At 35.8% G+C, this 12,919-nt stretch carries 18 protein-coding genes; 3 read left to right on the top strand and 15 right to left on the bottom strand.

Features of this window, described 5'->3' with window-relative positions; genetic code table 11:
• Window positions 1-75: 75 nt before the first annotated feature.
• Both MWJ95_RS08335 and MWJ95_RS08340 read left to right on the top strand, forming a co-directional pair.
• Window positions 76-1,209, top strand: coding sequence for a methionine biosynthesis PLP-dependent protein (locus tag MWJ95_RS08335; RefSeq protein WP_249105001.1), 1,134 nt, complete (start codon window positions 76-78; stop codon window positions 1,207-1,209).
• On the top strand, window positions 1,193-2,359 hold the full coding sequence (locus MWJ95_RS08340; protein WP_249105003.1) for an aminotransferase class I/II-fold pyridoxal phosphate-dependent enzyme: 1,167 nt from the start codon (window positions 1,193-1,195) through the stop codon (window positions 2,357-2,359). The genes MWJ95_RS08335 and MWJ95_RS08340 overlap by 17 nt, the downstream gene beginning before the upstream one ends.
• 65 nt (window positions 2,360-2,424) lie before the next feature.
• Here MWJ95_RS08340 and MWJ95_RS08345 read toward each other — a convergent pair whose 3' ends face one another.
• Entirely contained in the window at window positions 2,425-2,853 is a 429-nt protein-coding gene (locus tag MWJ95_RS08345) for an NUDIX hydrolase (RefSeq protein WP_249073810.1), read from the bottom strand.
• A 228-nt stretch (window positions 2,854-3,081) separates the two neighbouring features.
• Here MWJ95_RS08345 and MWJ95_RS08350 point away from each other — a divergent pair, with 228 nt between their 5' ends.
• Window positions 3,082-3,255, top strand: coding sequence for a GNAT family N-acetyltransferase (locus MWJ95_RS08350; RefSeq protein WP_249073809.1), 174 nt, complete (start codon window positions 3,082-3,084; stop codon window positions 3,253-3,255).
• 138 nt (window positions 3,256-3,393) lie between these two features.
• Here MWJ95_RS08350 and MWJ95_RS08355 read toward each other — a convergent pair whose 3' ends face one another.
• The 14 genes from MWJ95_RS08355 to MWJ95_RS08415 all read right to left on the bottom strand — a co-directional run bounded on the left by MWJ95_RS08355 (window position 3,394) and on the right by MWJ95_RS08415 (window position 12,869).
• Entirely contained in the window at window positions 3,394-3,732 is a 339-nt protein-coding gene (locus tag MWJ95_RS08355) for a cupin domain-containing protein (RefSeq protein WP_249073808.1), read from the bottom strand.
• 16 nt (window positions 3,733-3,748) lie between these two features.
• Window positions 3,749-4,120 (bottom strand): GNAT family N-acetyltransferase, encoded by a 372-nt coding sequence (locus MWJ95_RS08360; RefSeq protein WP_349294141.1) that lies wholly within the window; start codon window positions 4,118-4,120, stop codon window positions 3,749-3,751.
• A 9-nt stretch (window positions 4,121-4,129) separates the two neighbouring features.
• On the bottom strand, window positions 4,130-4,267 hold the full coding sequence (locus MWJ95_RS24620; RefSeq protein ID WP_308221908.1) for a hypothetical protein: 138 nt from the start codon (window positions 4,265-4,267) through the stop codon (window positions 4,130-4,132).
• A 95-nt stretch (window positions 4,268-4,362) separates the two neighbouring features.
• Window positions 4,363-5,370 carry a hypothetical protein gene (locus MWJ95_RS08365; protein ID WP_249105005.1) on the bottom strand — a complete coding sequence of 336 codons (1,008 nt, stop codon included), beginning with the start codon at window positions 5,368-5,370 and terminating at the stop codon, window positions 4,363-4,365.
• A 262-nt stretch (window positions 5,371-5,632) separates the two neighbouring features.
• The gene (locus MWJ95_RS08370) at window positions 5,633-5,818 is read right to left on the bottom strand and encodes a YpzG family protein (protein WP_481817346.1); all 186 of its coding nucleotides are present in this window, start codon (window positions 5,816-5,818) and stop codon (window positions 5,633-5,635) included.
• Window positions 5,819-5,877: 59 nt separating this feature from the next.
• The gene (locus MWJ95_RS08375; protein ID WP_249073805.1) at window positions 5,878-6,663 is read right to left on the bottom strand and encodes a nucleotidyltransferase domain-containing protein; all 786 of its coding nucleotides are present in this window, start codon (window positions 6,661-6,663) and stop codon (window positions 5,878-5,880) included.
• A 27-nt stretch (window positions 6,664-6,690) separates the two neighbouring features.
• Window positions 6,691-8,340, bottom strand: coding sequence for a sensor domain-containing diguanylate cyclase (locus MWJ95_RS08380; protein WP_249105007.1), 1,650 nt, complete (start codon window positions 8,338-8,340; stop codon window positions 6,691-6,693).
• Window positions 8,341-8,597: 257 nt separating this feature from the next.
• Entirely contained in the window at window positions 8,598-8,846 is a 249-nt protein-coding gene (locus MWJ95_RS08385; protein WP_249073803.1) for a hypothetical protein, read from the bottom strand.
• Window positions 8,839-9,342, bottom strand: coding sequence for an RNA polymerase sigma factor (locus MWJ95_RS08390; protein WP_374110145.1), 504 nt, complete (start codon window positions 9,340-9,342; stop codon window positions 8,839-8,841). The genes MWJ95_RS08385 and MWJ95_RS08390 overlap by 8 nt, the downstream gene beginning before the upstream one ends.
• Window positions 9,343-9,349: 7 nt before the next feature.
• Window positions 9,350-9,730, bottom strand: a complete 381-nt coding sequence (locus MWJ95_RS08395; protein WP_249073801.1) for a group-specific protein — start codon at window positions 9,728-9,730, stop codon at window positions 9,350-9,352.
• Between the two features lie 8 nt (window positions 9,731-9,738).
• Complete coding sequence (locus MWJ95_RS08400) at window positions 9,739-10,488, bottom strand: ABC transporter permease (RefSeq protein WP_249073800.1); 750 nt, start codon at window positions 10,486-10,488, stop codon at window positions 9,739-9,741.
• Entirely contained in the window at window positions 10,485-11,207 is a 723-nt protein-coding gene (locus MWJ95_RS08405; protein WP_249073799.1) for an ATP-binding cassette domain-containing protein, read from the bottom strand. The genes MWJ95_RS08400 and MWJ95_RS08405 overlap by 4 nt, the downstream gene beginning before the upstream one ends.
• A gap of 179 nt (window positions 11,208-11,386) precedes the next feature.
• Window positions 11,387-11,542, bottom strand: coding sequence for a hypothetical protein (locus tag MWJ95_RS08410; RefSeq protein ID WP_249105569.1), 156 nt, complete (start codon window positions 11,540-11,542; stop codon window positions 11,387-11,389).
• A gap of 223 nt (window positions 11,543-11,765) precedes the next feature.
• A complete protein-coding gene (locus MWJ95_RS08415; RefSeq protein WP_249105009.1) occupies window positions 11,766-12,869 on the bottom strand; it encodes a C45 family autoproteolytic acyltransferase/hydrolase in 1,104 nt (367 codons plus the stop codon).
• Window positions 12,870-12,919 lie beyond the last annotated feature (50 nt).

Below are 12,919 nucleotides of genomic sequence, written 5' to 3' on the forward strand. Positions count from 1 at the left end.
AGAATCCAGGGAAAAGAAGTTCTAGTCTTTAGATATTTTACTCCCCGTTATTATGATGAAGAAAAGAGTGACGACATGACAAACAGCAGAAGTATTGAAACAAAACTTGTACAGCTTGGGAATTTAAGTGATCCTATAACAGGTGCTGTCAGCCCACCGATCCATTTATCAACAGCTTACAAACATACAGGTATCGGTGAATCCACTGGTTTTGATTATACACGTACCAAAAATCCAACTCGTGCTCTATTAGAAGCAGGAATTGCCGATTTAGAGGGCGGAGATGCGGGCTTTGCCTGTAGCTCTGGGATGGCTGCTATCCAGCTAGTTCTATCATTATTTAAACCTGGTGATGAATTAGTAGTGCCTGATGATTTATATGGTGGTACATATCGACTTTTTAATTTCTTTGAAGAAACCTATAATATAAAGCCTGTCTACTCAAAATTTGAATCAGTTGAACAGGTCGAAGCTTTAATGAATGACAATACGCGTGCTCTATTCATTGAAACGCCGACAAATCCGCTTATGCAGGAATTTGATTTGCAAGTTTATGCAGAATTAGCTCGTAAGCATGGGGCATGGTTAATTGTCGATAATACGTTCTATACACCATATTTCCAACGCCCCATCGAATTAGGCGCTGATATTGTCATTCATTCGGCTACTAAATATATTGGTGGACATAATGATGTGTTAGCTGGTTTAGTTGTCGCTAAAGGCGTTGAATTAGCAGAACGTATTGGCTTTATTCATAATGGTAGCGGTATGGTTTTAGGTGCGATGGATTCCTGGTTACTTATTCGTGGATTAAAAACAATGCATCTTCGTTTAAAGCAGCACGATGCGAATGCTAAAGCAATTGCTGCCTTTTTAGAGGAAGAAGAGCTTGTAACTGACGTACTTTACACAGGAAAAGGTGGCATGCTTTCATTCCGCTTGGAAAAGGCTGAGTGGATTGACCCATTCCTTCGAAACTTGAAGTTAATTACATTTGCTGAAAGCCTTGGTGGTGTTGAAAGCTTTATTACGTATCCTGCTACTCAAACACATGCAGACATGCCTTATGAGGAGCGTATTGAACGTGGTGTATGTGACCGATTACTGCGTTTCTCAGTTGGCGTTGAAGAGGCTGAAGATTTAATTGAGGATTTAAAACAAGTATTCGAAATCCTTAGAAAAGAGGTTAAAAATGAAGCAGCATATTGAAACAAGCCTCATTCACGCTGGTGTTCGTGACGGCTATAAAAATAAAAAAGGTGCGGTCAATGTACCTATGTATGTATCATCTACTTTCCATCAGGAGAGTATCGATGAATTCGGCGAATATGATTATGCGCGTTCTGGTAACCCTACTCGTGATGCATTAGAAAAAGCAGTAGCAGAGCTTGAGGCTGGAGTACGAGCCCATGCATTTTCTTCTGGCATTGCCGCAGTATCTGCAGCGTTAATGCTTTTATCTCAAGGGGATCATATTGTCATTACGGAGGATGTTTATGGAGGAACATACCGCTTCGTGTCCAAGGTTTTACCACGCTTCGGTATTTCCCATACGTTCGTTGATTTCACAGATTTAGCGGCGGTAAAAGCAGCCATTACGCCAACAACAAAGCTACTATATATGGAAACGCCGTCGAATCCAACACTTGGTATCACAGATATTCGCGCAGTAGTAGCACTCGCTAAGCAACATCATTGCTTAACGTTTTTAGACAATACTTTTATGACACCTTTACACCAACGTCCACTTGAGCTCGGTGTCGATGTTGTTATTCATAGTGCTACAAAGTTTTTATCTGGGCACTCCGATATTATCGCGGGATTGACGGTGACTGCAGACGAAAAAATTGGTCAGGAGCTATACTTTATCCAAAATTCATTTGGTAATATATTAGGTGTACAGGATTGCTATACTCTATTACAAAATATAAAAACAACAGATGTCCGTTTTAGCCGATCTGCTGAATCGGCACAAAAAATAGCAGAATTTTTAGCTACAAATTCCCTTGTCGAGCAAGTATACTACCCGGGCCTTACATCACATCCTGGGTATGAGATTCATCAAAGTCAATCAACTAGTGCAGGTGCCGTGCTATCCTTCCGCCTACCAAGCTATGCAGCTGCAAAAGCACTTGTAGAAGCGATGAAAATTCCTGTTTTCGCTGTCTCTCTAGGCGGCGTTGAATCGATTTTATCCTATCCGGCTAAAATGAGTCATGCAGCAATGGAGCCTGAGGAGCGTGCAAAACGGGGTATTACTGATGGTTTATTACGTTTCTCGGTAGGGCTAGAACATGTGGACGATCTGATCGCCGATTTTGCTCAAGCATTAGAGGTGGTTGGCGCAAAGGCTATATAATAGAGCAACCGCGTTTCTAAACTATAGAAACGCGGTTTTTTCATTCATACAAAATTATTTAACCATCAGTTATTCACACGAGCCAGCACTCGATATAAATAATCTCCATGTCCATTTACTAGCGTTACTTGTTGTTCGTCTGTGATCCAGTAAAATGAAAATTCAAAGCCTACCTCATTCACACCAGTCGGATAATGCTTCCATGAATCTCGTTGTTCATTTGTCGTTAAATGATAAAAATAACGTTTTTGTAATAGCCCTGAATGATGATTAAAATAATCCTGGGCAATTAACCCCTTAACGACTAAATCGGACAAACCCGTCTCTTCAAACATCTCTCGTTTCACTGCCTCTAACGGAGTTTCCCCTTCTTCTACTGTGCCTTTCGGAATTTGAATCCCTGCTCCTTCTGTATTTTGCTCAAATACTAGCACTTGTAACTGACCCTCATGCTCTCTCGTAATATAGCCAAAAGCCTTTTCAACAACATGCATGAAGTCATCCCCTTTCGCGTGATTTGATGTTACAATAAATAGAAAAATTGGAATTACAGTTGAAAAGTATTGATATCAATTATAAGACATATGCAAAAGAATAGCATCATTTTCGTGCAACAAGTTGCCAAAAATAGTTAGTATCAAACAGACGAAAGTATAATCCCATAGGAAATTCAAAACCGTTTTTTACAAGTGGCTTATAGTAGAGATTGATGGCTAGATTGTGTGAAAAAAGGTCCATTTTTAGTAGCTATTCTTGAAGAATCAATTGTAGGCTTTGTAAACGTTGTAGATGATGAGGCAGAAATTTTCTCCATATATTTACTTCCAGAAACTCAGGGCAAAAACTTCACTATTAGTTTGTGTAGAAAAAGAAAATACGAATGGCATGAACTTTAATCAAGCTTAGGGCTTCAAGAAATTGGAGGAGTTTGATGAGCTTTTTGATGGTCATTTTTTTAAACAAGTTCAACTAGGCTTTAATATAACTTAGTGTAACGGAGCTATAACTTACTCCGTTACACATTTTTTTGTAATCTATGCAAGATTGATTTGCTCTGATTGGATGACAAGTGCTGTTAAACCTGATTCACTTCCGGATTCATGTGCTTCTCCTGTTTGCCAAAGAACACCTTCTCCAGTTTTTATAAATACTTTCTCTTGATCCTCACCGCAAACCCATCCTTCACCCTGAATCACAATAAATAACTGTGGTACAGGCGCCTTATGCATCCCAACGACTCCACCAGGCTCTATATACATGAATCCAATATTTGTAGGCTCCACTGTTCTCATGATTTTCGTATAAAAAGCATCTATCGATTGATAATTGTTAATTTGGTTAGCCAATTCTTGTGTAAAATTATATTTTTCCATGTCAGCATAGTTCCCTTCAATCTTTTACTACCATCTTGTACATTAAAACATCATCAATATATTCGTTGTCGTGTAGCTTAATTTCATTGATTTTTCTTCCTTCTTCAACAAATCCCATCTTTTTATAGAGCGCAATAGCCCTTTCGTTTGTTGAAAATACGCCAAGACTAATTTTTTCAATATAAGGGTTGTATTTTGCCCATTTTAGTAGATTTTCAATTAAGAGCTTGCTTAGACCACGATATTTATTAAGCACCATCATGCCAAAAGTACCCGTATGTGCTAGTCGTTTTCTTTGTGGCGATTGAAATACAAGCCAACCTACTATTTTTCTTTGATATTGTGCAATAAAAATTGTTTCTCGTTTATTTGTTATTTTCGCTTGTATCCATTCTCTTTACTCATCAATCGTTTGCTGAAATTCATCTATTGTAGTGATTAAATACTTTTCTTCTGCTAAAACTTCTTTCTGGATTTCCAACAGGGCTTCAGCATCGTCTTGATAAGCAACTCTAATTTTGATTTTTTCTGTCATTAATCCACTCTCCTTTTTAATAAACGAAAATTACGATTGTCTAGCCTAAAGTCTTATTAGGAGTAGAAGTTACTCCTTTTTAAGAATCCAATTTTTTAAAGATTTCTAGTCAGATATCTTTGGAAATTTTTTAAATCCTTCGCTAAAAATTCATTTGATAACCAATTGTTTTTTGTCATAATATCTTCAACAAAACTAGAAATAGAAGTTTTATCTAACTGACTAAAATGATTGGAAACTATCGTATTTTTAATTGTTTCTTGCCAGACACTATAATTTTCTATTTTCTTTTGTACTAGATGAGATTGATTTGTATAAATCGACTTAACAAGCTGGTTATAGTCCTTAAATGCTTCAAGAAGTGCGTCTTTATCCTGTTTTTCAGTAACAGCTAATATGTTATCCTTAAAGCTCTGCCATTTTTCAGGGAAGGCTTCTTTCACAAAGTCATCTATATGAATATAATCATCAGGTGCGTTTACTAGTGGGCCTTTTTCGATAGCAAAAGTTACTTTGCCATCGTCGTTTTTCACGCCATTAACTGCAAATTTTGCGATTGTCGTCATGGCATCCATATAATCTTTTGCTTGTTGCCCAGTTAAATAATTATCTGCAATATATTGTGCTTTTTCTAAACCAAGTGAGATCATAGCTTGACGTTGTTCTTCAGTCATATTACCAACATCGCGTACAAAAAAGTTTTGAGATATTGTTGTGTATGTAGCATCAAATACTTGCTGACTCGCCCCCTTTAAACTATTGGCGAGCTTATCATTTGTTTGAATATGTGGAATAATGATAGCAAGAACATTATGCTCAATCTCTTCATCAAGCCTCGCCTGCTGTTCAGCACGAATAGCTTGTTGCTCTTCACTTTCAACAAAATTAATTTTTCCACCATCCTTGAAAATGGAAGCTATTTTTTCAGCTATCTCTTCTGGAACATCTTGCAATTGAATTTGGCGATCGCATAATTGACGCGCTTCCTCTCCAATAGTTACTGCATCCTGTTCTTTTTTTACTGCTTGAACATTCTCCCCCTTAGATTGGACATTCGTAGTTTGAAGAAAATTTACTGTATTATTATAGGATGTTATCTTCATAATAAAATTGTCTCCCCCTTTTACATATGTTAGAGATTATATCGGAATTTTTACAAATAATTGAATAATGTATAATAATTGGGTATATCTCAAAATATAGTTATGGAGGGAAGCAGCTCGATCCCGCCCGCGGAAATCAACGGCTTTACTTTATTTTTAAAAGAAAAAAGACTGTAGGCAAACTCTCAAATTTTTTGAGTTTGTCTACAGTCTGAACCCAGAATATTTTCTGGGCTTGATAACACTTACTTTTCTAGCATGATTAGAACTGTCGGGCTTTTGCTTCACTTCTCAAGATACGATTATGGAGAGTAATCTCCGTTTCACCATTTACTTGAGATTTTGAACGCTTAATCCTTGACCAGTTGCGGTGGATTTTTTGAGATTTTGGGTCTAGTTGTTCGAACCTACTCATTCGTGTCATCCTCCTCATCAATATAGATTCCATAAGTGAAACCTTTTTTAGTATGACCTTACAGTTTAAAAATATTCAGTTTCCTAAAAGCATTAACCCCACACTTCTTGCAGTGTACTTCTAAATAACGCATCTAATTTTTGTGTAGGATCATCGACTTTAACATGAAGATTTTTGCAGTATGTCTCGATATGCGCTATTTCTGTATCTAAATACTCATTAATACATTTAATTCGCGGCTCCAAATTTAGTTCATCACCCGCTATTTTTCTCTGCAAAAGTTGCTGAATTTCGGTTTTTAACGGACCCTCAGAAATGATTTCATTTAATAATTCCTGAAAATCAATTGGTGGAACTGTATTGTTTTTCTCTATCCATTTACATGCTAAAACTGGTCTGAGAACATAGAAGTATTTTTTTATTTTTACTTCTGAACTCTGTAAATACTCTCGATAATTGTTTTTAGCCATATTTAAATAATGATATAGGCATGCATTGGGATAAAATACTTCTCTTTCTAGTAACCGTACATTGTCAATAAATGAATATTGTTGGTCATACACAATATTGCTTCGTAACCACTCAAATAAAGGTGGATTACTTTTGCGGAATAGTCTTAATGCTTTTGTTATTTCCCAACCACTAATATCTAATAAATCATTGATCGGTACTTCAATGACATCCCTCTTTGCCCCAATTCCTTGAGGGTCGATCGAAAGATACCATTGTGGTTGATGAATATATATGAAACGAACATCATAATCGCTATCCTTCGAAGGGAATCCCCAAGCACGACTACCTGATTCTACAGCATATAAAATTTTCACTTGATACTCTTTTTCAATTTCTTTTAATTTTCTTAGGATAATTTCCTTCATATAAATACCACTTTCTAAATTTGTCTTTTAAAGCATTTGCCTAGCATCAACTATGCCTGTACGATCATACACTCTCAATTGGTTACGACCGCTTTCTTTTGCAATATATAGTGCTTGATCCGCACTGTCAAGTAGCTCATAAAATGTTGAAATATTTTTAGAATGTCCGTATCCAGCAATGCCAATACTCACTGTCACATTGATTTCAAAATCATTTGCATGGTATGGGTTATTTTCAACTTGTTGCCGAACTCTTTCCGCTATTTTTACTCCACTCTCTAACGTAGTATTGGGGGATAAAATGACAAACTCCTCTCCCCCATATCTTGTAATAATGTGGATGCTTCGCACACAATTTGTAATGATGGTTGCGACGTGCTTGAGTACTTCATCACCGATTAAATGTCCATATGTATCATTGACCTTTTTAAAAAAATCAATATCAATAGCTATACATGAACAATGGTTTTGTTCTTCTAAACATTTCTGAAAAACAAGCTCCCCCTGTTCAATCAAATAACGACGATTATACAACTTTGTCAACTGACAAGTAATCGATAGTTCTTTCAGTAAAATAGTATCTTTTCTCACCTTGGCGCTCATTTCATTGAAGGACGAACAAAGCTCCTGAAATTCTTGCGCAAAAGGTACCAGCTGTTGGTCATTTATTTGATAATCATAAAAACCTTGTTCAACCTTTCTGACACCTGTAAGAAGCTGCTGAATAGGTTCTTCGATTCTTTTAGAGAGATGTAGCATCATTTTAATGGTAAAAAATGAACCTACTACTAAACAAAAAGTTATCAATGAAAATCTAATGATTAATGGTTTATAGGCCGCTACCAGACCAATTTCTGATATGATAAACCATGTCCCTTCATTAATAGGTTTACTTTTAGCAAGAACCCATTTATCATTCGCGTCTTTATATAGCTCGAGGCCGCTCGCCGTATTTTTTAAAGCTGCGTTCAGGATATGCTCATCAACTAAATAATTGCCTGAAGACCGTTGTTGTTTATTGTTAAATTCAGAAAGCATAGTACCTTCCTGATCGATAATATAAGCGTGACCTAAAAAGCCCACTCTCGATTCTTGTAGCAGTTGATCGATGGTGTCTAAGTTTACAGCGCCAAAAACTACACCATTGAATTGTTGTTGTGCATTAAGAATCGGTGAAGCAAATGCAATAATAGGCCGCTTCGTCACTTTACTTATTAAAATATCAGTTATATAAGGTTGTTTTGTTTTTTTAGCAACTTGAAAATACTTACGATCATTTACATCCATATTAACGCCATTTTTACTATATTCGGTAACTGTGTCAAATTGCACGATGCCCTCTTTATTGACAAATATTAAGTCGGTGAAATTTGTTTTTTCTTTATAATCTTGAAAAAAAACTTGGGATTTTTCAAAATTATAATCCTTTACAAAATCTAAATTAGCTATTGTATGTATATCGCTGGATCGCTCTGATAACCAGCTTTCAAAAAAATATGTTTGGGCATCCAAATAATGCGTCATCTCTTCATTTTGATGTTGGATGGTTTGTCGATATTCAATATAAAGTGTTGGAATAAAAATACATAGGCCAATAATAAAAGTAATCCAAACAAGAGCTCGATGAAGTTGACCTTTTATTGTGTTTGACTGTGGAAACTTTTTTAAAACCCTCAAAGCATTTACCTCCAAATTAATCTAAATTTTTCCTTAAAATGGGCAATAAATAGTATTTTATTCATTAAAAATACCACAACCGAATGATTGTGGCAGTGAGAAATTTAACTTCTTTCAGCAAATATTTTCTGTAGCGTTAGCGAAGCGCCAGCTACAAATATTTTCTGTAGCGTAAGCAAAGCGCCAGCTACAAATATTTTCTGTAGCGTAAGTGAAGCGCCAGCTACAAATGTTTTATTTAACGTAAGTCATAAAATTTATTGCAATAAAATTTGTAGAATTGTAATAAATACAGCCGTGACGATGGGCAATAGTTTCAAAGAGGTATAGCCGACTGAAGATGTACAAATTGGCTCTAACGGATCCTTCGTTGGTGAAGCTAAATATTGAATAAAACGTTGCCAGCGACTTTTCTTGTAGGTCATTAGCTGCTTAGGAATCTCCACTTTATCTTGATCTAAGCTGTCTTTTAACCATTGCTCCTTTTGAAATTCATCCTTAAGCATCGAAATCCTCCTTTAGCTCTTCCTTTAAAGTCCTAATCGCATTATGCAACCTTGATTTAACTGTACCAAGGGGAATGGACAAAATTTGTGCTATTTCCTCCTGTGGCAAATCATGATAATAAACAAGCAAAATAACAGCACGTTGCTTTTCGGGTAACTGGAGTATGGCTTCTTGTATCGTTAATTTTTCATCAGTTGATAGACGACGACTTTCTGTTGGTACTAAGAACGGAAAGAGTGTGCGCCACTTTTTACGTCGATTTAATTTATTGATCATTAAGCGATAAGCGATTTGAAATAAAAATGCTTTCACCGTTCCCTTTTGCTGGTCAAAGTCTTTTTTTATATATTGTAAACGCTCAAAGGTATCTTGCACAATATCAATGCTTAGCTGATTTTCCCGAGTATAGCGGAATAAAAAGCAGTACAACGGCTCATACAAACGACTATAGAGCTGTTCAAAGCCCTCGACTTGGCCGTTTTTGTAGGCCTCCATCCACTCCTCATTGCTTATCATCTAGCTCATCCCCCCAATGAGCCTTTATGGACTTTAATGTTATAGAAACACGAGATACCAAATAGCCTACTATTACAATGACCCATGCTTGCGATTGATTTGTAAAAAACTGTACATATGGATTTTCGATTGTTTGGCTACGAAATAAGAGCATATTTAACGCTTGTACACAGAATATTGTATAGATGGCTAAAACGAGCGTTAACGTATCAAATACATTCCAACGTAAATAAATTGTTGTTTTTTTATAATTAATTTTTCCATTTTCGCGAACAACATATTTTTTATCCATCGGGATTGTAAATCCTAAAATAATAATAGTAAACACTACAATTGCAATTAAAGATACAATAAATCCAATTCCCACCAAATCACCTACTTACTGATATATACTTTTTTAGCGATGGATGCTAACCCAAAGCTAATCACTGCTAAAATTATACAATATTGATACTGCGGAAGCCATGTGTCGTTAATTAAATTCAAGTACTTTTGCAAACTATCATTTAAATAAAGCATTGGATTCCAGCTTAGAAAAATATAATAATCATGTGGGTTTTTACCCCCAATTGTTAAGAACATCGTTGTCATCGTTACTGAAAACATGAATAAAATCATAATTGGCACTAGCATACTTTGAGCTACTTTCTCGTTTTTAAATAGACCTGCTAATATAAAACTCAATGGATATAATGCCAGTAAAACAAAATTACTAATCAAAATAATCATAAAGTAAGATGAAAGTGAAATATCAATGATGAAGGAATAACCAATGAGTAGTAACACTAAAAATACATTTAATAATGTAAAGACACCAATGCCCATCCCCATATAGTAAGTGTGTGGCTTAACGCCTGTTCGCTGTATCCATTGGAACGTTTTATTAGCCTTCATATCTGCCAAATATATAGTAGCGCTAGAAAATGCAAATGAAAAAATTAACATTAAAATTGAAACCGGTAAAAACTGACCTTTAACCAGATAATCAAATGCTTCTCCGGACATCATGTTTTTACAAATAACTGACATGATCAAAAAAATAAAGGCTGGTGACAAGTTTCCAATAGACATGCCTGTATTACGTATACTTTCTAACATATAAATTCGTGCAATTTGTTTCATCATCCCGCTCTTCCCCCTAAAATTTGTCCTGTCACTTCATAGTAAAGACCTTCGATTCCCGGCAATTTCGCCTCAGTGTATTTTCTATAAAGCTCATCTTGTGTGTTATTTTCAATAAGCTTCCCGTCCTTTAAGATCACTACATAATCAAATAACTCTTCTAATCCTGCTACCTCATGACTAATAATAATAATCATTTTGTTACGTCGACGAATTTCATCTTGTAAGTAAAACATCAATTGCTTTTTCTTCGTTAAATCTAAATCAGCAAATGGCTCATCTAATATGATAATCGGTTTATTTAATAAAAAGGAAAGGTAGATCGATACTGCTTTTCGCTGACCACCTGACGCATTTTTTAATAAGATGTGGTCATAAGTTGGTAATCCTAATATTTCATAAAGCTCTCCCAAATCAACCTTAGTGTTTGTCAATGTAGTAAAAAGAGCAATGACTTCACGAATTTTCAGATGCTGATAACTCGAAAAAAATTGGTACTGCAGTGCAACTTGCTCTTGTACATGTTGAGACGTCTCGTTGAATACAATGGTACCTGCATCAGGTTTTACATCTCCAGCTATACATTTTGATAATGTAGATTTACCCGCTCCATTCTGACCTAACAATAAATAACAATACCCCATTTCAAATATGGCCGACACACCATCCAAAACGTTCACACCATTATATTTTTTCACAAGATCCTTCACAATAAGCTCCAAAATAATCCCTCCTAATTTTTATATTCATTGACTATACAAACGGGGATTGCAAAAAGTTCATTTTATTTTTAAAAAATATGAAATAAAATTAGATGTTTCTATAAAATGATTTTTTTATATAAAATGAGTATTATTGGAAATTGAATGAAGTTAAAGGAATATCGCCATAAAGTGAGCTTCTACGACTTCTTTAAGACATTCATCTTTGCAATTTGTGATTCCTTTGAAAAATCAACAAGTTCATTGCTCTGACGAAGCATATTATCTTTTAGCACAACAATATCGTAGATCGCCATGTATGGACTTAAATTAAGGGTTTCTTGATTTGAAATCATCAGGGGCACCACCTGCACAATTCTTTTAAAGGAAAGCGAGACAGATGAGACCCCGCACGAAGTGAAGCATAGGCCCTCGGCCGCGGAAAGCGAGCGGAATGCTCCGGAAAACAACAGTAGAGTCACAGTGCCAAATAAAAAAGCGAGGTATTTGAATACCTCGCGAAGTGAGAAGATATGGACTTTTTCAGTGCCCTCCGCAAAGGAAAGGTCTTTTTGTTGTTTAAGATTTCATTATTTTCCAAAACTCTGCTCCATAGCTTTTATTATTAAATTCAACAGATGTTTGTGTTTTCGCAAAATTCTCACCAACGTCTATCTTGTTTACCTGATTTTGTACTGGTGAGCCAAATGAAAATTCCAGTTGCAAATCAGTAAGGTTAAACAAAATTGAATGTACTGTTCCAAAGCTTTCTTTGTAATTATGGACGGATAATCCTTTAGGGAACTCTGTTAAGAGAAGTTCTTGGATTTCGCCTATAGATCTTTTTCCACTTTCTTTAAATTTCTCCTCTAAAATATCATATCTTAGTTGAGAATGCTCGAGCTTGCCAGGCTCCATTTCTTGTATTGCGGAAAATAGTCCGTGGTTAGTGGCAATAAGATAATCTAGTTCTGCACGTTTCACTTCTTTTATTCCGTCATATGTTCCAATCAAAGCTGCGTCGCCATTGGCATCAGCCAAAAGTAAATTCATATTCGTTCCTACTGGCATATTGTTAACCATATAAATTGCTTCTTCGACATTTTTACAATTTTCTAATAGGGCTCTAACAATAACCATAAACTGTAATCCAGGTACTACTGGTGGTCTCATGCCAGGATATTTGCCAATGGGCATGCCACACGATGCATAGGCAACACATAGCCCCTTCTCATTTAAACCTTCACTTCGACCGAATGTTGAAACAGAAAATCCTGTATGAGTATATTTCCCTTCCACACGAGTAGTACATAAGCGCATATCCGAAATATCAGGAGATAAATCATAATTTCTTAAAACATATGTTTTACCATCCGCCATTTTCCCAGGTAAAATAGCCCCTAAACTACACCCTCCAGGAATTAACCACGCATTTTGATAAAAATTTAGTTGTTCAGGCGCATAACCAAAGCCTTCTGCAAATCCTTCTAATTCTTTATTTAAACCTGGGCAATACTGCTCTATTTGTGCTTTCATTTCAAAATAAGCGTTGTTCGAAGTTAGTTTTTCCGTAAAGAATAGCGATTTTGCAAAAAGGTTTTTTTGAAACTCTCGCGCTTGTTGTTGTCCTATCTCGTATGAACTACCTTGAAGAAATGCAAACTGTCCTGTATTTGTTTTCATCGATATACCCCATTCTATATTTAAGTAGCAAGACATTTCTTATCTTGCTA

Source organism: Lysinibacillus sp. Bpr_S20 (assembly GCF_023337835.1).
Lineage (GTDB): Bacteria > Bacillota > Bacilli > Bacillales_A > Planococcaceae > Lysinibacillus.

What these genes read in the sequence shown, in the direction of transcription:
- MWJ95_RS08335 (WP_249105001.1), top strand. Translation starts at nt 76, where the DNA reads ATGACAAACAGCAGAAGTATTGAAACAAAACTTGTACAGCTTGGGAAT.
- MWJ95_RS08340 (WP_249105003.1), top strand. Translation starts at nt 1,193, where the DNA reads ATGAAGCAGCATATTGAAACAAGCCTCATTCACGCTGGTGTTCGTGAC.
- MWJ95_RS08345 (WP_249073810.1), bottom strand. Translation starts at nt 2,853, where the DNA reads ATGCATGTTGTTGAAAAGGCTTTTGGCTATATTACGAGAGAGCATGAG.
- MWJ95_RS08355 (WP_249073808.1), bottom strand. Translation starts at nt 3,732, where the DNA reads ATGGAAAAATATAATTTTACACAAGAATTGGCTAACCAAATTAACAAT.
- MWJ95_RS24620 (WP_308221908.1), bottom strand. Translation starts at nt 4,267, where the DNA reads ATGACAGAAAAAATCAAAATTAGAGTTGCTTATCAAGACGATGCTGAA.
- MWJ95_RS08365 (WP_249105005.1), bottom strand. Translation starts at nt 5,370, where the DNA reads ATGAAGATAACATCCTATAATAATACAGTAAATTTTCTTCAAACTACG.
- MWJ95_RS08370 (WP_481817346.1), bottom strand. Translation starts at nt 5,818, where the DNA reads ATGGAATCTATATTGATGAGGAGGATGACACGAATGAGTAGGTTCGAA.
- MWJ95_RS08375 (WP_249073805.1), bottom strand. Translation starts at nt 6,663, where the DNA reads ATGAAGGAAATTATCCTAAGAAAATTAAAAGAAATTGAAAAAGAGTAT.
- MWJ95_RS08385 (WP_249073803.1), bottom strand. Translation starts at nt 8,846, where the DNA reads ATGCTTAAGGATGAATTTCAAAAGGAGCAATGGTTAAAAGACAGCTTA.
- MWJ95_RS08390 (WP_374110145.1), bottom strand. Translation starts at nt 9,342, where the DNA reads ATGGAGGCCTACAAAAACGGCCAAGTCGAGGGCTTTGAACAGCTCTAT.
- MWJ95_RS08400 (WP_249073800.1), bottom strand. Translation starts at nt 10,488, where the DNA reads ATGATGAAACAAATTGCACGAATTTATATGTTAGAAAGTATACGTAAT.
- MWJ95_RS08410 (WP_249105569.1), bottom strand. Translation starts at nt 11,542, where the DNA reads ATGATTTCAAATCAAGAAACCCTTAATTTAAGTCCATACATGGCGATC.
- MWJ95_RS08415 (WP_249105009.1), bottom strand. Translation starts at nt 12,869, where the DNA reads ATGAAAACAAATACAGGACAGTTTGCATTTCTTCAAGGTAGTTCATAC.